This is a genomic window from Methylophaga sp. UBA4204 (assembly GCF_002379485.1).
Taxonomy (GTDB): Bacteria; Pseudomonadota; Gammaproteobacteria; order Nitrosococcales; family Methylophagaceae; genus Methylophaga.
This window is the reverse complement of record NZ_DFTU01000036.1, coordinates 16,906-36,213: the sequence shown is the minus strand read 5'-3', so window position 1 is coordinate 36,213 and position 19,308 is coordinate 16,906. Positions and strand designations below refer to the sequence as shown.

The window sequence follows — 19,308 nt, the reverse complement described above, 5'->3', positions numbered from 1 at the left end:
AAGCCATGGCCAAACTGACGATAAGTTATGGCATCGCTCAACTTATCGCCCCCGCTTTGGCGGGGTATTTATCCACGCTGACCGGTAATTATCTTTCAGCATTATGGATGGCAGCAGCGGTCATGGTCACTGGCATTTTCTTCGTCTGGCGGATCCAACGATTTGAAGAAAAAACCCAGCTCAAATCAGCAAACCTGTGATTTGAATAACAGCTTCCATGCTGACCTCCATGAGACTTAATCTTCTTTTAGGATTAGCCGGGTGCCATCAGGTCGTTCCAGGGTTTTAGTATCAATGCGTTTAAAGGTGAGATTGATATCACCAGACGTTACTACTTCATCGCTATCCACTTTATAAGTAAAGCTATATGAGCCCGGAACGCCACCAATCAACTGGCCCTGACCTTCCGCATTAAATTCATAGCCTGTGCCATATTGTGGATCAACATAGGCGCCTTCTTGAAAATCAGAACCACAGGCCGTGAGTGTTATCGCCAATAGCAAAGGGATTAGACGTGTGGAATTGAATGGTTGCAATACGCTTTTTAAAGTTTTCATAAAGCTACCTCTAATACTCGATCATTAAAAACGACAAAATTAGCCTTTCTCCCCAGAGGAAAAACGCTCTCGTATCGGTTTAAATGCAAGGATGGCTTCTTCTTTAATGTTATTAGCATTGATAATGTGGCCAAGCCGATAACTGTTAAAACCGATGTAATACAAAATAAGTTGAGCGAGTGCAATCAGAATAAATAAAGCACTGCCAATAGTCAGCAAAAGCAACAGGGTCGATGCGAGATACACCACACTTAGCGCGGCTAGATGATTTTTATCCAAACTGGTTAACTGTTGTGGATAGAGAAAATAACCTAATACTGCCAATACAAAGCCCAGCAGTGCCGCTATGGCCAGAGGCGGTAATAACAATCCACCACCGGCCCCAACCAGAAAAAGAATATAAGTGTAGTAGGTGTATTTTTCTCTCGCGATAAATCCCAAGAGTTTGTCACTGGTAATGTTTTGCCCAGTTTTAGGATCAAAAGACGTTTGGTTTATCTGTTTATTCAACGCAAAAAATACAATCACACCAGCAATAAACAAAAGCAGACCCAACCAAAACAACATAGGACTATAAGATGGACCATCACCTAAAGATGCTGCTCCCTGACAAATCGGCGGTGTGGAATAGATGCAAGCCATCAACTGTAAAGTGACATCCCTATCACCATAACGGCTCATGGTATCCAAAGTGGAAGCATAGGCTACAAAAAACCACACCAGTGATAACAACAGCAATGCCATACCCGCCAGCATCAGAATCACGCAGAGCTTTCTAGGATTCATTTATAGAACTCCTTTTCAAAGAACAGGGAAAAACCGCAAGAGATGAATTGTCCTGACAGACAATCGGGGGAAATGGGTATGTAAAGGCATAGCCAATGCGTTGAAAGCAGGCTGTTCAGCCAAAATGATGTGTTATGAACCATCAGGGTCCAGCAACATCTGAAAGGAAAAGTTCGATACGCATCAGTCGCATCCTTAAAACTTTTTTGTGAAATATTTCACAGTTTTAAGCGTATCGCAAGCCTTAATTTATCTTTGTCGTATTCTAAATTATCAATCTGAACAGAATCTTATCTAAGGCCACCCATCATTATCCAGACAAAACAGCCTTGCTTGTTTTAGGTGAAAATAAATCAGCTTCCTGAAGCTTTCTACGTAAGCAAATAGAATTATGCAGGAAAAGAAAGCGACCACCTTAAAAATTACTATTCTTCAGAACAGTTGAAATAACATACTTAATTTTTCTAGCTAATTTTAATCGTTTTCACTCCCCCAGGCCCGCGCCATAATAAGATAGCTGAAAGAAGCTGACCAGGTAATCATCATAAAGCCCACTAAGGCTTCTGTACCGGCGAGAAATCGAATATGACCGGTAGCGGCCAAATCGCCCCAACCAACCGTGGTATAGGTGGCGGCAGAGAAATACACGCTATCTAACAGGCTAATATGCTCATAGCCACTGATGTACCCATACCCCGTTTGACTCAGTAAACCCCAAAAGGCCACGCCAAATAACCAGATTTCAATGATATGTGCAAATAACAAAACAAACATAGTAGCCAATATAATCGGCCGGTGACGGTGCTTTGCAGTCCTGGAAGGATGATTCGGACACCAACGATTCAATTGCTGAATCACTTCATAATGAAAAACCACAACCAGTCCCACCACCAGTGCGGTCACTAACACGGTAACAACCTGAGCGTCTGTCAGAAATTCCAGCAATGGTGCTCTCCTGCAATTGAATAAGTGTGATAGTGATAAACGATTTCAATCACTGTTGAAAGCAACTTTTCGTTATAGAACATTAACTTTTTTTAGATAGGGTCTCAAACTTCTGACAATATTCTTCAGACAAACTGTCCAGCGGCATAGCCTGAAGCCCAGGCCCATTGAAAATTGTGCCCTCCCAAATGACCGGTAACATCGACCACTTCCCCAATAAAATATAGTCCCGGATGATTACGGCACTCCATCGTTTTGGAAGATAATGCATCAGTATCAATACCGCCCAATGTCACTTCAGCCGTTCGATAACCTTCTGTACCGGATGGCTTCAATATCCAGGGCTGGCACTGTGATACAACATGTTCGATATCTGCATCGGAAAGCTGACCGACCGGTTTATCTTCAAGCCACTGATCACACCAAAGCTGGGCTACCCGGCGGGTCAGTTTTTCGGCAAGAATGGTTTTCAGGGCTGTTTTGGATTTTTCAACACGCATTTCAGCTAAATAACCGGCCAATTCAATTCCAGGAAACATATCGATTTTCAGTGTCTCGCCAGGCTGCCAATAGCTTGATGCCTGTAATATGGCAGGACCGCTCAAACCACGATGAGTAAACAGAATATTCTCGTGAAATGAATTTTGATTAGCCTCTGTGATGGTATCCAATGAAATACCACTAAGCTCCGCAAGCGGTTTGAGTTTATGATCATCCAACACCACTGGTACCAGCCCTGCTCGTGTGGGCAACACCGGGATATCAAGTTTTCTGGCTAATTCAAAACCGAAACCGGTTGCTCCCATTTTGGGAATCGACAATCCTCCGGTTGCAATCACCAGCGATACACACTGTAATTTACCCTGAGGGGTTTCTAGCAATTTTTGACCACCGGTTTCAACCACCTTAACCGGCGTATCAGTCATAATTTTCACCCCAGCCGATGCACACTCTGCCAGCAACATCTGTACGATTTCTTTCGATGACTCATCACAAAATAACTGCCCCAGTTTTTTCTCGTGATAGGCAATCTGATGTTTCTCGACCAATTCAATAAAATGCCAGGGTGTATACCGACTCAATGCCGATTTAACGAAGTGAGGGTTGCTGCAAATAAAGTTTTCCGGAGCGGAGTACATATTGGTGAAGTTACAGCGTCCGCCACCAGACATCAGGATCTTCTTGCCGACTTTATTGGCATGATCAATTACCAGCACACGCCGGCCACGCTGACCAGCAGCAATAGCGCACATCAATCCAGCCGCACCGGCACCGATGATGATTACATCATATTCGTTGGAAGCTTTATTTAGGATCGTCATGTGTGGGCATTTTACGCAAAAATGCCTTATCTGACCGATAAGTTGGTTAGGGCTAAAAATCAGATAGAAATAAGTTTACCAATAATTCGTTCTAACCAATTCAGCTCGCGCAAAGGCAGATCGGCAGAATGCCGATAGCCCTTGATAAGCGCTTGGATCAAGTCTCCATGATTTTCCCACTCATGAGGATAGCGGAAAAAATGTCGCCAGTTTCGACGTCTCGCCCAGCGACTTAAAGACCACCAATGGACACGCATATCAAGAATATCGATAAGCCCAAAATCCATCCCGTTTACAATAATATTTCCCGGATGAATTGAACGAAAATATATCCCTTGACGCTGTACCCTCGCCAAAAACACTCCCAGGCGATACATCAAATTTGCATCCGCTTCATTGGAGTTAACAATGTCTCGTAAGGTACGTCCGGGTAAGGGAGAGTATATAGCTACAGTGTGGGCTTCGCCGATAATGCGATGCAAAGCCTTTACTTGCAATGTAGGAATGTCGAGTTGTGTCAGATGATAAGCATTGCGGGCAAACTTAACTGCTGCTGGTGCAAGTAGCTCTCTACTTAGAAAGCGTTTGCGGTAAAAAAATTTTAAGTATTGCCCATCAGGCAAAACTGCCACTTTAATACCTTTTTTGTCCGCTTCAATGACAGTCGCATTTTCCATCAGGGAAGCTAAACGCTCCCTAGAGAGCGGACGAATATTAAGCATTACTGTTTTCCATAACAGTTTTTAAATTCATTGGTTTCTATAGCCATCCAGGCTGAAGAAAATATTATCCCAACTTTAGTGTTTAAAAGGGAGCCTTGGCCAGATATCCCCCGTTTGCGACATATATTCAAGATAATGATGTCCATATTTCTCAAGCCCATCTTCTTCTTGACGTGGCACTCTTAAGCAATAAACCAAAGCGAATGTGATTAAACCGGCCAAGCCGGCCAGCCAATTCTGTGTTAACAGAAGCTGGGCAAGAACCAAGGCTAAAAGCGCAGAATAAAACGGATAGCGTATAAATCGATAAATTCCTTTAGCCACAAATTTTTTCTGCGGTTCGCCTATATCACTGTAATCACGAACAGCTCTATGTAGTAGCCATAATCCTAAAATGCCCTTTATAAGGCCTAGCCATGCTATTCCATTATAATATCGCAGATCTGCAAATTCCAGCCAGGGCAACGTGGCATCAATCAGTGGAAAACTCACCATACTGATCAGCGTAATAATTGTCAGTGCAACAATTTCACCATTCCAATGATTATCATTTAAAAAAGATCGCTTACTCATGTTGGAAAATAAGGCAAGAGCTGCTCCAACTATGAGGATTAGCAGCGTTAATTCAGCAAATTTATCCGTCATTCAATTACCTTTTTCAAGTCACTAAATATAAACAGATTTGTCTGTGCAGCAAATAGAGTGTTGGTAGTTAAAACCTACTGATAGTTCATGGCAAAATTATGACAGCGCTAAAATTTCTGCCTAAACATAGTCAAATTTGTCTTGTGAAGCCGACACAACAGCCATTCATTTTGAGAGATTAACATTGTGTTAGAAGAGAATTAATCATATTTTCAATAGACATCCTCCCCCTTTTTCCGTTATTTAGCCAAAAAACATGAAAATATCCTGTAAATATAGAACTATATGGTTTTTAATCTATGTGAATAGTTAAGAATTTGAAGCCATACACTTAATGATCAGAATACATTACAAATTTTTTATGACGTTACATTGGCGATTTTGCATAGTTTTTTTGCCAATGTTTGTCATGCTTTCGGGCTGTGGAACGGCCCCCAAATTTTCGAGCAAATCACCAGACAGAGCTCACATTTTTCAAACTGAGACTGATGCTCAATATTATGATGAAATTCAGGCGATGTTGCTGCTATATCAACAGCATAACGAATGGCATGGCACACCATATCGCATGGGAGGCATAAGTCGCTCAGGGATCGATTGCTCTGCCTTTGTACAAATCACTTTTCGTGATCTGTTTGGTATCGATTTACCCAGAAGTACCGACCAGCAAATTCGTAGCGGGCGAAAGATACCCAGGGCTGAACTACGTTCTGGTGATCTGGTATTTTTCCGTAATGGTCGTCATGTCGGTATTTATCTGGAAGACCATAAATTTTTACATGCATCGACTACCCGGGGCGTAATGATTTCCAGCCTTAAAAATACCTATTGGTCACGGCATTATTGGCAAGCTTTAAGCATTCGACATTAATACCGTAAAGTTATTTGTTACCGTTTTCCTGCCACGGCCATTTTCCCGTAAGCTCAACTTCTAACGTAAAGCTTAAAAATGTCCGAATAACGACGATAATGGCTAAAACTCCTACTGTTTTAAAGGTTAGCTCAACCGCCACGGTATGAATAATATCGGCAGCTACTAGAAACTCGAGTCCCAGCAGAATACCTCGTCCAAGACGCTGTCGTGTTTGACGGTAGATGAATTCAATTTCATTTTTTTTCCGTGTCAGCTGATAAATGGCTGATGTCAGAGCATAAACAGCGAGAACGAGTATTATGCTCACGCCCAACAATTCGATAATCGCTGCTATCCATTCAGCTGCGGGTTTAACAAACTCACTCATTGCCCCCTCCATTAATTGGTTTTTTTAGAACCTGAATCCCTACAATTGCAAACGGGTACTCCTGTAAAGGTGGCCTGTCTGTAAGTCGTCGTCTACATGAAGCAATGCACTGGCACCTTGGCTCCACCCCGATCTGTCAGTATGAGCAGATGTTTTATAAACCGAAAGGATAGGTATCAGGCATACCCTGCATCGCTTCATAATCCAGTGGAGTAACGGCCTCAGTCTGATCAAACCAAATATATTCGTCAAACTGTTTTCTGAGAGCTGCTTGAAAATAATGGCTGGTTAATTCGGTTTGTGGGCGGTAAATCACTCCAATAGCCCGCTCTGGTCGCTCTTCAAGCAGGTGTTTTTTCAATTCCTTGGATTCAGGTTTACGCAGACCGAGCATAAAGGCTGGAATGTCGGTGTCATGGCAAACACGTTCCCAACTGCCTTCCATTGATGGACGAATGGTTTTTACTTGCATTGATTCACCCCAGTTATCAGCAGCCGCCACAGTTCCCCCGTGCGTACCAAAACCGATCAGGTAAGCGTCGTCGCCAAATTTACTGCGGCATAACTGCCCCACATTATGCTCGCCTCTCGCTGACATTGAGGTAGCACGGGCATCGCCAATATGAGAATTATGTTCCCAGATCACTATTTTCGCCGGCTTCTCATCATGTTGCTGTTTGAAATCCAACAGGGAGCAGATGGTGTCAAACATGTGGCTGTCGCGCATATTCCAGGAAGAGGTATAACCTTTATACATGCTGCGATAGTAAGCTTCGGCATTGGCCACCAATCGGGCATTCTGCATCGCATCCAGAAAGCTCTCCCCATCGTTTGCCATATATTCGGCCTGTTTTTCCATTATGCTCACCAGCATATCCACCACGGAATCTTCACACTTGTTATATTCTCCCGAAGCAGCTGCTCGGCCATAAGTGGCTGGATCCGATTGCCATGGTGTTAAACAACCATAACGTTCACGAGCAATTTCTGCAGCCTGGGGATCCACTGCTTCAAGATAGTTAATCACCTCATCAATTGATGAAAACATGCTGTACAGATCGAGTCCGTAAAAACCCACTTTTAAATTTGGTTTAGCTTGCATGGCATTATGTCGACGCAGCCATTCGACAAATTCCTGCATATCCGTATTGCGCCACATCCACGTCGGAAAACGCGCAAATGCCCGCCATTCTGAAGGAGGTGTCGAATGTTCACGAACATAATGATCGATACGGGCAGCATCTGGCCAATCGGCCTCAACTGCCACCATATTAAAGCCTTTTTGCTCTATCAATTGTTGGGTAAGGCGGGCACGGAACCGATAGAATTCAGATGTCCCATGGGTGGCTTCCCCTAATAACACCAGACGAGACTCACCAATTCGATCGAGTAGTGGACTGAGATCCACCGTTTCGATTGTATCGATTGGTTGTGCTGCCTCAGCAATTAAGGCTTCAATTGTTTGCGTTTTATGACGAACAGCATTTTCCGACTGATCCTTGCCCGCAGACAGACTAGCGCTGGAGCTGCGCTTTGTTGAGGAAGTATTCAGATCATCACTCCAGCCTTCCTGCCCGATCAGCGGCACAAAGTGAACCTGACTAATCACCTCTTCATCAAACTGGTTTTCATCAATACGTGTCACTCGCAATAACCGCTGATACAGACGGTTTCCTATCGGAATGACCAGTCGACCACCGATTTTTAATTGTTTTTTTAATGTTGTGGGGATTTCCGGCCCTCCAGCAGAGACCAGAATCGCATCATAAGGAGCTGCTTCAACATAGCCGATAGTGCCGTTCGCATTGATAATCTTAATATTGTTATAACCCAACTGATTAAGCACTGTTTTGGCCTGGTCAGACAAGGTTGGTATTCGCTCAATGCCGATAACCTGATCGGCAATTTCAGCGAGGACGGCCGAAGCATAGCCACTGCCGACACCTATCTCCAGCACCCGTTCACCACCTTGCAAATTGAGTGCGTCTATCATTAGCGCCACGATATACGGTTGGGAAATAGTCTGGCCTTCAGCGATAGGTAAAGGGGAATCCTCGTAGGCAAATCCCCGCATTTCAAGTGGTAAAAATTGCTCGCGGGGTACAGCGCTCATGGCCTCAAGAACTTTTGAAGAACTTATATCTCGATTAATTAATTGCTTGCGAACCATTTCATCACGTAAATGTTGAAAATCAGTTAAAACATATTTCGAAGACATAATAATTATCTCCCTTCTGTGTTTTAGATCATCATGCAATCATACGAGAACAAATCCTGAGCAATGTAAAATCGAATCGATATTAGCGACGCTTGTTTTTAGCTTTAGTCATTATCAAGCTGGAAGACTTATTTTCAATGACGTCAGCATATTCGAAAGTATAAAAAAGCGTATACACATAATTAAAAAAATACACCAACACTACTTTCAGTAAAACGCATAATTTTCACTCTGCAGCATTATTCTACTGATCCCAATAGACGGATAAGTATCTGGATCCTGTTAAGGCTATTGCGCTCTCCCTCACACACAGGCAAGATTCTTTAATATCGGCATAGTTTATGACGACCACCATAGCAAAACATCAGGGGAACACCACTGTGCGTTATTTCATTTATTTTTCAACTTTATGTATCACTGCAGCCCTGGCTTTGCCCGCTTTGGCTGAAACCCCAAATTTAAAACCCGGTTTATGGTCATACAAAAGTACTTCGACAATGGAAGGACCAATGAATGTCCCGCCTCAAACCAGTAACAATCAGGAGTGTTTAACCCAATCACAGTTAGATAAAGGTATTAATGTACTGAATATTCCGAAGAGCTGTGATGTGACGCAAACAGATATCACCCGGGAGAGAGTGGATTTCGCCGCAAATTGTAATGTTGAAGGCATGACGACAGTATTTAAAGGTTACGCTACGTTTCATGGCACCCACCTGGAAGGCAAGATGACCAGTGAAATGAATACGCCGATAGGTCCGATGATCATGAAAACAGATTATAAAGCGGAACGGGTCGGCGATTGTCAGGGAAAATAAATTCCAACTGAAGCCGATAATCTCAAAACTAACTTACGAGGCAAAGAATGACTATGGGGGTTATTTATTATCTGACTTTTCTTGGCTTGTTTATCATTTTGCTCACGTTGCTGATTCAATGGTTTGTTGCCAGTAAAACCAAAGCTTCCCAAGCTGGTGCTATTCCAGGCAAAATTCCGGAAAACCTCAGCCATGAATCCTTTGTGTTCAGAGCACATCGTACGTTTATGAACTCACTGGAAAATCTTCCACTGATGCTCGGTACGACTTTTATGGCGGTTCTTATCGGAGCCAATAGCTTTTGGACGGGTATTTTCGTCTGGGTCTTTGCCATCGCCCGTATTCTTCACATGGTCCTTTATTACGCGATTGCCACAGAACAAAACCCCAGTCCCAGAACCTGGTTTTTCATGATTGGCCTGTTGGCGAATGTCGCGTTACTAGTGTTATGCGGTATAACTCTGCTGAGTTAGTCTGATGGTCATCAAAGCGTTTCGAGGCAACAGCCCCAAACTGGGTCAACGGGTCTGGATTGATGATACGGCCTCACTGATTGGCGATATTGAAATTGGCGATGACAGCTCCGTCTGGCCACTGGTGTCGATTCGTGGCGATATGCATCGTATCAGAATAGGTGCTCGCACCAGTATTCAGGATAATTCCTGTCTGCATATTACACATGCCAGTGAGTTTAATCCCGAAGGCCATCCACTTATCATTGGCAATGATGTCACCATCGGTCATATGGTGATGCTGCATGGCTGCACAATCGGTGATCAGGTATTGGTGGGTATGTCGTCGACCATTTTGGATGGTGTTGTCGTGGAAGACAAAGTGGTTATCGGTGCCGGCTCCTTAGTGCCACCGGGGAAAAAACTTGAATCCGGATATCTTTATCTGGGCTCGCCGGTTAAACAAATTCGACCGCTAACTGAAGACGAACTGAACTATTTTCACTATGCTTGCCAGAATTATGTGGCGTTAAAAAACGAATACCGAAATCACCATGATTAAGCCATCAGCTGTGTGAGTCGTTCGCTGATCTGTTCCTTCTTGGTTAATAATTTCTGAATATCTGCTGACTCAAATTCAACAATATCGATGGCTGCCTGAGGAAAATTATCCGCCAACTCATCATTCAGCATAGCATCAGCAGCATATCTGGCCATGTTTACTACTGCTGCCAATTGACCTGCCTCTTTGTCAGTCGATGGTGTTTCAATATGCTGAATTGTCTCAATGACCAAAGCCGGCATACGCCAGCGAATAACGATCATCTGCGAAACTATCAGCCAATAGTTATCTTCCAGCTGATGAACAATTTCATCGTTCAAAGGCAAATTGCGTTGCTCGGCAAGATCAATCAGCGTTTGGAGTACGGCTGGGCGACCAATTGAATGAATCAATCCCGCAAGAAAAGCCACTTCAACATTCACGTTGCAATGGCTGGCAACCTCCTTAGCCCACAGTGATGTCGCCAGTGACTGTTGCCAAATAAGGTCTGCATAGTCCTCATAGCCCGGGGTATTAAATAATTTTGCATTGATGACGGCGCTAATGGCGATTTCACTGATAGTTGTCATGCCCAGTCGGGCAATGGCCTGTTGCAGCGAAGTCAGATTGGCCATCGGCGTATAAGCTGCGGAATTGGCAATACGCATCACATGACCGGCCAGTGAGGGATCAGTTTGAATTAACTGGGCCATCTGACTAGCATCTGACTCTTTATTATTGGCCAGCATAAAAGCTTTATTCGCAATTTCCGGCAGGATAGGAACCTCTACAAATCCTTCCGCGATTGATTGCTTTAAGAGATTTTCCAATTCCGTTTCGCTGTGTTGACTATCTTTTTGCATCTCTCTATCCATCGGTAATTAATATCTATTGTTATGTTTGTATTAATACAACTTTTCATCATTCAGACTGCTTAGCAATAAATATTTGCCAGAGTCCTGGCGACCTAGATAAAACCTGCCTTGTATTGCATTCCCAAAGTAGCACCATCATTTCTCTGCGTCTATTCTAACGTTGTAAACTGCTGAATTCAGTCTTACAACGACAGCATCTCAAATAGTCATTCAGAATGTGTTCAAAAACGTTCAGAGAAATACCACTAACACCCCTGATGGTAATCCTTGATCCAGGATACCGAATCATGGTGCCAGGGATTTTCCTGAAAGTACCGCTAAAACAAAAAAATTGGTGATAAAACACATTTTTTTCACATATAAGCTATATACAATGCGCTCAAAAATGAACACAAGAAAGGTATTAAATTTTGAATAGACGCATTGCCTCAACTGATCTCCGACTGGGCATGTATATACAAAAACTGGGTGGTTCATGGTTAAAGCATCCGTTTTTTCGCAGCAGTTTTTTATTAACCAATCCCGAAGATATTAAAAGCATTCTTGAAGCAGGCATTACAGATGTCTGGATCGATGAGGAAAAAGGTGAAGCTTTACACAATACAGTTACCTTAACGCCATCACCTACGCAAGAATCCCCAGAGAATGCTTTAGAAACATCCCAAGCCATTGAAAATCAAAGCGTCGTTGAATCATCAATGGAAGACGATATTAATCGCGCACGTCGACTCTTTAATGATGCTAAACCACAGGTTATGGCAATGTATAAAGATGCCCGGCTCGGCAAAGCAATTGATCCGCAGACAACTTTACCGCTAGTGAATGAAATTGATTTGATGGTACAAAAAAATTCAGCGGCCATACTCAGTGTCGCTCGCCTGAAAACCCACGATGACTATACCTACATGCATTCATTAGCTGTTTGTGCATTGATGATATCGTTGTCTCGCCAACTCAACTTGGAGGAAGATCAGGTTAAGCTGGCTGGTGTAGGCGGCTTAATGCACGATCTGGGGAAATCCCTGATGCCATTGGAAATACTGAACAAACCTGGAAAGCTTTCTGACGCAGAATACAACATCATGAAAAAGCATCCAGCTGCCGGAGCCAAGCTATTAGAAAACTCAGGTGCCGCACCAGAGGTCATCGATATCGCTTTACATCATCACGAGAAAATCAACGGTTTGGGCTACCCGAATAGACTGTTAGGTGAGGAAATTTCATTGTTTTCCCGAATGGCAGCCATTTGTGATGTCTATGATGCGGTTACGTCTGAACGCGCTTATAAACAAGCCTGGGATCCTGCTGGAACCATTCGGGAAATGGCAAAATGGGAAGGTCATTTTGATAAACAAATTTTTAATATTTTTGTAAAGATGGTGGGCATTTATCCCGTTGGCTCATTAGTACGTCTCGCCTCCAAGAGGTTGGCCGTGGTGATTGAACCTGGCGTGACATCACTGGTAAAACCCAAAGTGAAAGTCTTTTTTTCATTACGTTCAAAAGCGCCCATTCAAATACAGGTCATCGATCTCGCTTTGCCCAGTTGTAAGGAGACCATTGAGGGCCCAGAAGATCCCTCAAAATGGCATTTCAAACATCTGGACCAGCTATGGCAGTGAAGGTTAAGGCGCTATAGACTAATTCAATTAGCTGTAAAGAAATGAATTTAAACCATTTATCAGACTTTTACCTTATAACCGGTTTTAAATATCCACCAGATAAACACCATAAACATAATCAGAAAAGTGGAAATCATCACCAGGCTCAATGTCATGCTGACATCTGCCGTGCCATAAAAACTCCAGCGAAATCCGCTTACCAGATAGACCACAGGATTAAACAGGGTCACTTTCTGCCAGAACTCCGGCAACATACTGATTGAATAAAATGTACCGCCCAAAAACGCCAGCGGGGTAACGACCATCAATGGAATGACCTGTAATTTTTCAAAACCATCCGCCACCACACCCAGGATAAAGCCCAGCATACTGAAGGTAATGCAGGTCAATACCAGAAACAGCAGCATCCATAACGGATGCAGAATCGAGTAATCCACAAATAATTTGGCGGTGAGCAAAATCAACATTGCCAGAATAATCGATTTGGTGGCTGCCGCACCGACATATCCCACTACAATCTCAAAAGCTGACACCGGGGCGGATAAAACTTCATAGATAGCACCAGACCACTTGGGCATATAAATACCAAATGAAGCATTGGAAGTGGATTCAGTTAATACCATCAGCATGATTAAACCCGGAATAATAAAGGCACCATAACTGACGCCATTAATTTCAGTCATCGCCGAACCTATTGCTGAACCAAACACAATAAAATAAAGCGAGGTAGACAAAACCGGTGAGGCAATACTTTGTAGCGGGGTACGCCAGCTGCGATGAAGCTCGGATAAATAAATGGCTTTAATGGCATACCAATTCATTTTGTATCCTCCACCAAGCTGACAAAAATCTGTTCCAGTGTACTTTGTTTGGTTTGCACATCACTTAGCTCGATGCCTGAGCGATGGATCGCCGCCAGCACCTCCGTCACATGATTGGTCGGTTGATTATCGACATAGTCATAAGTGAGCGTTTTTCCATTCTCACCGAGTTGCAGAACAAACCCGTTAAGCTCATCTGGGAGCTGTGTAATCGGGTGCTGTAATTGCAGGATAAGTTGCTTGCGTCCCAGTTTTTTCATTAAATCCTGCTTGTTTTCCACCAGCAGAATTTCACCATGATTAATAATGCCAATCCGATCAGCAATTTCTTCGGCTTCTTCAATGTAATGGGTAGTAAGGATAATAGTGGTGCCTCGCTGGCGTAGCTTTTCCACCAAACGCCACATATCACGGCGTAACTCCACATCGACACCAGCGGTCGGTTCATCGAGAAATAAAACTTCCGGCTCATGTGCCAAGGCCTTGGCAATTAACACACGACGTTTCATTCCACCGGACAGAAATTGAATTTTGGCATGGCGTTTATCCCATAACGACAATGCCTTTAAAATTTCTTCCAGATAGGCGTCATCACGCGGCTTACCAAACACACCACGGCTGAACACCATGGTATTCCAGACAAAGGCAAACACATCAATCGCTAATTCCTGTGGCACCAGACCAATTTGTTTACGCGCCTGCCGATATTGTTTAACCACATCAAAGCCACCTACCACTACCTGGCCTTCGTCCACATTGACCAGGCCACAGATAATACTAATCAGCGTGGTTTTACCTGCGCCATTAGGACCTAACAGGGCAAATATTTCACCACGTTTGATTTGCAGATTGACCTGCTTTAAAGCGTGAAATCCGGAAGGATATTTTTTACTCAGATTGCGCACATCAATGATGTGATTTTCCATCACTTGCGTTTCCTTCACTACGTTTTGTAAAGACATAGTCGTTATAGAGTGTCATTTTTCGACAAGGTTTGAAACCGAATGCATTTAAACATAAAACGACAGCGAAATAACTGAATCGCCCAATATGTCAAAATAGTCTCATCTTGACAGTGCCACGTTAAAAAAGTGTTAACAGCAGGAAGATTCAGGGTTACGGCTGCTCAGCAGGAGACGCTGTGGCAGGGGCAGGTTGCATCGCTGCCTCATCAAGTTTGTCACCAATGTTGAAAGTCACCGTACTGATTTTATCCAACACATTTCCGGCCGGATCCTGCTGCAGAACAATCGATCTGAATAAGGCATAGTGATGCGTATCTGAAACCGACTCGATACCATCTGATTCCGGTTCAAAGCCCCATGCAACACCTCCAGTCCATGTACATGTTATCGCTTCTTCATAATCGGCAATAGTGGATTCAACACATGGCTGACCAGCGACTTCTCTCAGTTGACCAGTCGATATTTTGTCTTGTCGCGCTGGAGAACGTAACAACAAACTGGCATCCATATTGGTTAGTGGCGCAATCTCATAAGGCTGATTATCATTCAGATTGATCCCTGTCAGTCCCTCCGCATCTATCATGACATGACGACCACTACTGATCAGCTGAAAGTGGCAATGCGGTTGCTGTTGTGGTTCTTCCAGCTGATAATCCCATGATTCCAGACGATAGGCTGTTCTGTTTTCATCTATCCAGCGTTGCAAACGAATCGTACCCAGTTGTGACATTTCAGTATCCGTCAGTGCCTTGATTGAAACGCCCTCTTCCTGGCAGATAGTCAGTAAATCGGCATACAACTCCTTGCGGTTTTCAGCGTTAGCAGGCGCAATAATCTGATCGATGTAAATATTCGGCATCGATCTCGACTGCTCAATTACCTCTGTGGTGCTGGTATCAGCAACAGATGGTGCTGAATCCGGCACCTCTTCGATCTTCGTCAGCATTACGATACCTGCCACCAGTAACAGCAGTATCAATAAAAGATAAAATATAGGTGTAATTCGGTTTGGCATCGATTAACTTTTTAGTTGCTGACAAAAACTGTTAACGAATTTCCAGCGGGCCTTTATTCATCTTCACAATCCACGAATTCATAGCCAGTACCTGCGTCGAGATCTACCAGTTCCGATACTTCCTGAAAGCCAATATTTCTCGCCGTAACCAGTTCTGCCTCAGCTATCTGATGAATCAAGATAGTGCCTGTTCCCATCCCACAAGCTGCTGGATAGACAACACCGGTTCTCCGTCCACAATATGTTTCAGTCACCTCAATGTTTTCGGCCGCTAATTTCGCTGCACTGTCGGCGGGTGAGATTCCTGTGGTTTCACATTGCAGCGCATTTCGACTCTCATAAACCATTACCGGCTCAGCAGCATCACAACCACTAAGTAAAACCAATGCAGTGCAAAAAGATAAATATATTCTCATGGTCAGACCTTACGTTATTCGCCCAAAACAAGGTAAATCATCTATGAAATGATCGCGTGGATGAAACTGAATACTACAACGATTTGGTCGATGATGAGAATTCATCTGAAAAGTCTGAGGCGATGAACTCAAGGTTTTAAATTAACCGAACTCTGCCCGGTTTTCCCGAACACGGTATATCGCTGATTAACGTATAAAAATAACGAGCTGGAGTAAAACTCAGTTATGAGTGCAGACCGTAAAGGGCGGTCAAAGCCATGGTAAAAACTGACCTCAGCTGGGTCATAATAAAAAGGGTAAGCGAACACTTACCCTTTGTTTTGCAATTGTTCAGAGGCCTGAACGTAATTGTTGAAATTCTGAATATAATCATCCATATTCAATTCCAACATCCGCCGATATTCATTCACAAAAAAATCGACAGTTTCATCACGTGCATCCGCCATATCCCTGGCATTGGTCCAGCCAGATGCGCTAAACCACGCACTGTACCTGGCTAATCCATACATAAACGATGCACTTACTTCACCGGCCTCTACGCTTTTCTCCATTTGTTCATTAGCCAGTTTAATAAAAGCATCCGCTCTATCAAAAAAGGCCTTATCTCTCTCACTCATAAAGGTTTCGCTTTTTTATTTCAAGTTGGGCAATCAGCCAGTAAAGGTCTTGCAGAATAAACCTCCATCACTACATATGAATACGGAATAAAACATAATAAATAACAGGAAAATATCATTTATTGCTTTTTAGCCATTTTGCTAACCGGTTTTACTCATGATAGGTTCTTGAACATCCATAAACGCTTAGCTGAGATCTGCCTATCCCCCCAGACTCAACTCATTTCTTGTTGGAAAACTATTAGATGAACAAAACTACTGATGCAGAATTAAAGCGAAACGTCCCCGCACCGCTTCTTGCTTTATATGGTCTGGGAACCATATTGGGCGCTGGAATTTATGTATTGATAGGCGAGATTGCTGGTAAAGCCGGAATCTATGCCCCGCTCACTTTTTTAGTTGCATCCATAGTGGCGGCGTTTACTGCCTTTTCTTTTGCTGAACTGGCTGTTCGAGTGCCCAGAAGTGGTGGTCCGGTTGCCTATGTAAGTACCGCTTTTGGCTCCAGATGGCTTTCAATAACCACGGGTTGGATGATTGCCGCTACCGGCATTGTTTCAGCGGCCACTATCACTACAGGTTTTGCGGGATATTTCCAGATTTTTCTATCATGGCCGGAGCTTCCATTGATGATTGGCCTGGTTCTGTTACTCGGTGCTATTGCCGCTGTTGGCATGAAGGGGACGGCATGGTTTATGGGGATCACCACTGTTGCAGGCCTGTCGGGGTTAATCATCATACTCGTGGTAACCGCTGGTAATTTTTCGGAATTGCCGGGTCGACTTTCTGAAGCACAACCTTTATCCAGCACCACTGCTTTGAGTGGCATTGTTCTGGGGGCTTTTCTCGCTTTTTATGCCTATATTGGTTTTGAAGATATTGTTCACGTCTCCGAAGAAGCTAAAAATGTCAGTAAAGCCATGCCTTTGGCCATTTTGTTTGCTTTGATTGTCTCTTTATTCTTTTATATTACTGTCTCGATGGGCGCAGTACTGACCCTATCTGCTGAAGCACTTGCTGACTCTAAAGCACCATTGGTTGATGTCATGAAAGCAGAAGGTTATTCAGGAAATATCTTGGGCGCACTTTCGTTATTTATTATTGTTAATGGTGCACTGGCTCAGATTGTGATGGCTTCAAGAGTGTTTCATGATATGGGCAGGCATCTCAATGGGGTTCCAAAGTGGCTGTCACGCATCAACCATCATACCCATACACCATTAATGGCCACATTACTCATTGTTTTTATTATCATTTTACTAGTAACGTTTCTGCCAACCGAAAAATTAGCACAAGCCACATCATTCATTATCCTGATAGTATTTGCCTTATCAAATTTCGCGCTGATCCGCCTTAAAAAGCAGACACCAGCCCATAGCGGTTTCAGTGTTCCATTATGGGTACCTTATGTTGGTGCCACACTTTGTATTCTAATGATCACAGGTCAGTTTTTTGTTGCTAATGCCTCGCATTAGATAAGGGCATTTATTGTGCGAGAGATCTTCGTAAATAACAGCTATTGCCGCAGCGGTGAATGTACGAAATCACTGACGAATATGGTACCTTTCAGCCATCAACAATGAGTACCAGTCATGTCACGAAAAAAAGCTGCCCGCCATAAATCAATTATTGATGAACTGACAATTCATCCATCAATGCGCGTTAGTGAATTAGCTTCGGCATTACACGTGACCACAGAAACCATTCGGCGTGACCTAGAAGAACTGGCCGAACAAAACCTGATCAGCCGCACTTATGGTGGAGCCTTATTGCGTCAGGCGGTTGAGCCGGTACTCAATGAACGGCATAAAGCCAACCTGGCTGAACGGGCAGCGATTGGAAAAAAAGCGGCTCCACTCTTAAAAGATGCCAAAGTACTCATGATAGGTTCAGGGGTAACCACGGTTGAAGTTGCCAAACGTATCGCTTATGAAATGAGCAATATTACGGTTATTACCCATTCTTTTGGCGTCGCCACGGTGTTGTCATTTAATCCGACCATTAAGGTGATCATGGCGCCAGGTGTTTATCATGCAGAAGAAGGCGCTACCCATGGTTCGGTGACTTGTCAGTTTCTGGCAAATTACACTGCTGACTGGGCGATTTTGGGGGCTAGTGGTCTAGCACCTACCGGCCCAACTGATGCGTTAGTTGATGCGGCAGATGTCTATCGACAGATGATTCGGCAAAGCAGTCACAACATGGTTGTCGCTGATCACAGCAAATTCGATCGCATGGCAACGGCAAGGTATGCAAAGTGGAATGAAATTGACCATTTAATCACTGATCAAAAACCCAGTGGGCCATTGAAAAAAGCATTATCCAGCGAACAGGTTAAAATTATTGAGGCGCCGCTCCAATAATGCTTGTTGCCGATGCATATTAAACCTGCTGGGAAAACGCCTCCAAAAAGAAATCGGCTTCTGATTGCCTCAGGGTTAACAATGGTCTTAATTTCAAGGTGGCACCAAATCGTCCTGCCGCTCCAATCAAAACACCTGCCGTTTTTAAATCATTAATTACCTGTTTGGTTTTAACAGGATCGGGAACGTGTTTATTATCTCGTTTGCCGATATCGATTCCCAGAAACAGTCCCTGCCCTCTCACTTCATTAACGTAAGCGGATTGTTTAATGATAGAGCTCAACTGCGTTTTTAAATAAAGCCCCATTTTCCGGGCATTTTCCTGCAGGTTCTCTTGTTTGATTGTATCGAGAACAGCCTGTCCCGT

23 protein-coding genes are annotated in these 19,308 nt (G+C 43.6%); 8 read left to right on the top strand and 15 right to left on the bottom strand.

Translation table 11 applies throughout. The annotated features are described in order from the left end of the window. On the top strand, positions 1 to 200 hold a 200-nt coding region (locus B3182_RS04835), incomplete at its 5' end, for a YbfB/YjiJ family MFS transporter (protein ID WP_292751754.1). A gap of 36 nt (positions 201 to 236) precedes the next feature. On the opposite strand, the gene B3182_RS04830 is transcribed toward B3182_RS04835, so the two are convergent. The 6 genes from B3182_RS04830 to B3182_RS04805 all read right to left on the bottom strand — a co-directional run bounded on the left by B3182_RS04830 (position 237) and on the right by B3182_RS04805 (position 4,977). After that, on the bottom strand, positions 237 to 557 hold the full coding sequence (locus B3182_RS04830; RefSeq protein ID WP_292353548.1) for a hypothetical protein: 321 nt from the start codon (positions 555 to 557) through the stop codon (positions 237 to 239). A gap of 39 nt (positions 558 to 596) precedes the next feature. Next, positions 597 to 1,343, bottom strand: coding sequence for a hypothetical protein (locus B3182_RS04825; RefSeq protein ID WP_292353547.1), 747 nt, complete (start codon positions 1,341 to 1,343; stop codon positions 597 to 599). Between the two features lie 474 nt (positions 1,344 to 1,817). Next, positions 1,818 to 2,288, bottom strand: a complete 471-nt coding sequence (locus B3182_RS04820) for an ion channel (protein WP_292353546.1) — start codon at positions 2,286 to 2,288, stop codon at positions 1,818 to 1,820. A gap of 125 nt (positions 2,289 to 2,413) precedes the next feature. Next, positions 2,414 to 3,610, bottom strand: a complete 1,197-nt coding sequence (locus tag B3182_RS04815; RefSeq protein WP_292353545.1) for an NAD(P)/FAD-dependent oxidoreductase — start codon at positions 3,608 to 3,610, stop codon at positions 2,414 to 2,416. 59 nt (positions 3,611 to 3,669) lie between these two features. Further along, positions 3,670 to 4,332 (bottom strand): toluene tolerance protein, encoded by a 663-nt coding sequence (locus tag B3182_RS04810; RefSeq protein ID WP_292353544.1) that lies wholly within the window; start codon positions 4,330 to 4,332, stop codon positions 3,670 to 3,672. Positions 4,333 to 4,407: 75 nt separating this feature from the next. Further along, on the bottom strand, positions 4,408 to 4,977 hold the full coding sequence (locus B3182_RS04805; protein ID WP_292353543.1) for a methyltransferase: 570 nt from the start codon (positions 4,975 to 4,977) through the stop codon (positions 4,408 to 4,410). Between the two features lie 517 nt (positions 4,978 to 5,494). Here B3182_RS04805 and B3182_RS04800 point away from each other — a divergent pair. Then, positions 5,495 to 5,848 (top strand): NlpC/P60 family protein, encoded by a 354-nt coding sequence (locus tag B3182_RS04800; RefSeq protein ID WP_292353542.1) that lies wholly within the window; start codon positions 5,495 to 5,497, stop codon positions 5,846 to 5,848. 10 nt (positions 5,849 to 5,858) lie between these two features. On the opposite strand, the gene B3182_RS04795 is transcribed toward B3182_RS04800, so the two are convergent. Together B3182_RS04795 and B3182_RS04790 are read right to left on the bottom strand one after the other, a co-directional pair. Beyond that, the gene (locus tag B3182_RS04795) at positions 5,859 to 6,218 is read right to left on the bottom strand and encodes a DUF1622 domain-containing protein (protein WP_292353541.1); all 360 of its coding nucleotides are present in this window, start codon (positions 6,216 to 6,218) and stop codon (positions 5,859 to 5,861) included. Positions 6,219 to 6,372: 154 nt separating this feature from the next. Further along, positions 6,373 to 8,436 carry a protein-L-isoaspartate(D-aspartate) O-methyltransferase gene (locus B3182_RS04790; RefSeq protein WP_292751752.1) on the bottom strand — a complete coding sequence of 688 codons (2,064 nt, stop codon included), beginning with the start codon at positions 8,434 to 8,436 and terminating at the stop codon, positions 6,373 to 6,375. A 341-nt stretch (positions 8,437 to 8,777) separates the two neighbouring features. Between B3182_RS04790 and B3182_RS04785 the strand changes: the two genes are divergently transcribed. From B3182_RS04785 to B3182_RS04775, 3 genes are read left to right on the top strand one after another with little or no spacing between them, the layout of a single operon-like run. Further along, a complete protein-coding gene (locus tag B3182_RS04785; protein WP_292353539.1) occupies positions 8,778 to 9,254 on the top strand; it encodes a DUF3617 domain-containing protein in 477 nt (158 codons plus the stop codon). A gap of 53 nt (positions 9,255 to 9,307) precedes the next feature. Continuing rightward, positions 9,308 to 9,727 carry an MAPEG family protein gene (locus tag B3182_RS04780; protein ID WP_292751749.1) on the top strand — a complete coding sequence of 140 codons (420 nt, stop codon included), beginning with the start codon at positions 9,308 to 9,310 and terminating at the stop codon, positions 9,725 to 9,727. Between the two features lie 4 nt (positions 9,728 to 9,731). Then, entirely contained in the window at positions 9,732 to 10,268 is a 537-nt protein-coding gene (locus B3182_RS04775; RefSeq protein ID WP_292353537.1) for a gamma carbonic anhydrase family protein, read from the top strand. Here the strand turns inward: B3182_RS04775 and B3182_RS04770 are convergent. Continuing rightward, on the bottom strand, positions 10,265 to 11,110 hold the full coding sequence (locus B3182_RS04770; RefSeq protein WP_292353536.1) for an HDOD domain-containing protein: 846 nt from the start codon (positions 11,108 to 11,110) through the stop codon (positions 10,265 to 10,267). The two genes, B3182_RS04775 and B3182_RS04770, sit on opposite strands and share 4 nt — an antisense overlap. A 422-nt stretch (positions 11,111 to 11,532) precedes the next feature. On the opposite strand from B3182_RS04770, the gene B3182_RS04765 reads away from it, so the two are divergent. Then, entirely contained in the window at positions 11,533 to 12,744 is a 1,212-nt protein-coding gene (locus B3182_RS04765) for an HD-GYP domain-containing protein (RefSeq protein ID WP_292353535.1), read from the top strand. A gap of 59 nt (positions 12,745 to 12,803) precedes the next feature. Here B3182_RS04765 and B3182_RS04760 read toward each other — a convergent pair whose 3' ends face one another. The 5 genes from B3182_RS04760 to B3182_RS04740 all read right to left on the bottom strand — a co-directional run bounded on the left by B3182_RS04760 (position 12,804) and on the right by B3182_RS04740 (position 16,578). Beyond that, the gene (locus B3182_RS04760) at positions 12,804 to 13,565 is read right to left on the bottom strand and encodes an ABC transporter permease (RefSeq protein WP_292353534.1); all 762 of its coding nucleotides are present in this window, start codon (positions 13,563 to 13,565) and stop codon (positions 12,804 to 12,806) included. Beyond that, positions 13,562 to 14,491 (bottom strand): ABC transporter ATP-binding protein, encoded by a 930-nt coding sequence (locus B3182_RS04755; RefSeq protein ID WP_292411465.1) that lies wholly within the window; start codon positions 14,489 to 14,491, stop codon positions 13,562 to 13,564. The genes B3182_RS04760 and B3182_RS04755 overlap by 4 nt, the downstream gene beginning before the upstream one ends. Positions 14,492 to 14,681: 190 nt before the next feature. Next, positions 14,682 to 15,476 (bottom strand): hypothetical protein, encoded by a 795-nt coding sequence (locus B3182_RS04750; RefSeq protein ID WP_292741773.1) that lies wholly within the window; start codon positions 15,474 to 15,476, stop codon positions 14,682 to 14,684. A 122-nt stretch (positions 15,477 to 15,598) separates the two neighbouring features. Further along, positions 15,599 to 15,961, bottom strand: a complete 363-nt coding sequence (locus B3182_RS04745) for a hypothetical protein (protein WP_292353531.1) — start codon at positions 15,959 to 15,961, stop codon at positions 15,599 to 15,601. Positions 15,962 to 16,269: 308 nt separating this feature from the next. After that, positions 16,270 to 16,578: a DUF3144 domain-containing protein gene (locus B3182_RS04740; RefSeq protein WP_292353530.1), complete on the bottom strand. Its 309-nt coding sequence runs from the start codon at positions 16,576 to 16,578 to the stop codon at positions 16,270 to 16,272. A 245-nt stretch (positions 16,579 to 16,823) separates the two neighbouring features. Between B3182_RS04740 and B3182_RS04735 the strand changes: the two genes are divergently transcribed. Further along, complete coding sequence (locus B3182_RS04735) at positions 16,824 to 18,053, top strand: APC family permease (protein ID WP_292353529.1); 1,230 nt, start codon at positions 16,824 to 16,826, stop codon at positions 18,051 to 18,053. Between the two features lie 117 nt (positions 18,054 to 18,170). Further along, the gene (locus B3182_RS04730; protein ID WP_292353528.1) at positions 18,171 to 18,941 is read left to right on the top strand and encodes a DeoR/GlpR family DNA-binding transcription regulator; all 771 of its coding nucleotides are present in this window, start codon (positions 18,171 to 18,173) and stop codon (positions 18,939 to 18,941) included. Between the two features lie 19 nt (positions 18,942 to 18,960). Here the strand turns inward: B3182_RS04730 and B3182_RS04725 are convergent. Then, positions 18,961 to 19,308: aminotransferase class III-fold pyridoxal phosphate-dependent enzyme (locus tag B3182_RS04725; protein WP_292751746.1), on the bottom strand; the 348-nt coding region annotated here is incomplete at its 5' end.

Excerpts from the sequence above, each read along its gene's own strand:
- B3182_RS04830 (WP_292353548.1), bottom strand. The coding sequence starts at position 557 with ATGAAAACTTTAAAAAGCGTATTGCAACCATTCAATTCCACACGTCTA.
- B3182_RS04825 (WP_292353547.1), bottom strand. The coding sequence starts at position 1,343 with ATGAATCCTAGAAAGCTCTGCGTGATTCTGATGCTGGCGGGTATGGCA.
- B3182_RS04815 (WP_292353545.1), bottom strand. The coding sequence starts at position 3,610 with ATGACGATCCTAAATAAAGCTTCCAACGAATATGATGTAATCATCATC.
- B3182_RS04810 (WP_292353544.1), bottom strand. The coding sequence starts at position 4,332 with ATGCTTAATATTCGTCCGCTCTCTAGGGAGCGTTTAGCTTCCCTGATG.
- B3182_RS04805 (WP_292353543.1), bottom strand. The coding sequence starts at position 4,977 with ATGACGGATAAATTTGCTGAATTAACGCTGCTAATCCTCATAGTTGGA.
- B3182_RS04800 (WP_292353542.1), top strand. The coding sequence starts at position 5,495 with ATGTTGCTGCTATATCAACAGCATAACGAATGGCATGGCACACCATAT.
- B3182_RS04795 (WP_292353541.1), bottom strand. The coding sequence starts at position 6,218 with ATGAGTGAGTTTGTTAAACCCGCAGCTGAATGGATAGCAGCGATTATC.
- B3182_RS04790 (WP_292751752.1), bottom strand. The coding sequence starts at position 8,436 with ATGTCTTCGAAATATGTTTTAACTGATTTTCAACATTTACGTGATGAA.
- B3182_RS04785 (WP_292353539.1), top strand. The coding sequence starts at position 8,778 with ATGACGACCACCATAGCAAAACATCAGGGGAACACCACTGTGCGTTAT.
- B3182_RS04780 (WP_292751749.1), top strand. The coding sequence starts at position 9,308 with ATGGGGGTTATTTATTATCTGACTTTTCTTGGCTTGTTTATCATTTTG.
- B3182_RS04775 (WP_292353537.1), top strand. The coding sequence starts at position 9,732 with ATGGTCATCAAAGCGTTTCGAGGCAACAGCCCCAAACTGGGTCAACGG.
- B3182_RS04770 (WP_292353536.1), bottom strand. The coding sequence starts at position 11,110 with ATGCAAAAAGATAGTCAACACAGCGAAACGGAATTGGAAAATCTCTTA.
- B3182_RS04760 (WP_292353534.1), bottom strand. The coding sequence starts at position 13,565 with ATGAATTGGTATGCCATTAAAGCCATTTATTTATCCGAGCTTCATCGC.
- B3182_RS04755 (WP_292411465.1), bottom strand. The coding sequence starts at position 14,491 with ATGGAAAATCACATCATTGATGTGCGCAATCTGAGTAAAAAATATCCT.
- B3182_RS04750 (WP_292741773.1), bottom strand. The coding sequence starts at position 15,476 with ATGCTGACGAAGATCGAAGAGGTGCCGGATTCAGCACCATCTGTTGCT.
- B3182_RS04745 (WP_292353531.1), bottom strand. The coding sequence starts at position 15,961 with ATGAGAATATATTTATCTTTTTGCACTGCATTGGTTTTACTTAGTGGT.
- B3182_RS04740 (WP_292353530.1), bottom strand. The coding sequence starts at position 16,578 with ATGAGTGAGAGAGATAAGGCCTTTTTTGATAGAGCGGATGCTTTTATT.
- B3182_RS04735 (WP_292353529.1), top strand. The coding sequence starts at position 16,824 with ATGAACAAAACTACTGATGCAGAATTAAAGCGAAACGTCCCCGCACCG.
- B3182_RS04730 (WP_292353528.1), top strand. The coding sequence starts at position 18,171 with ATGTCACGAAAAAAAGCTGCCCGCCATAAATCAATTATTGATGAACTG.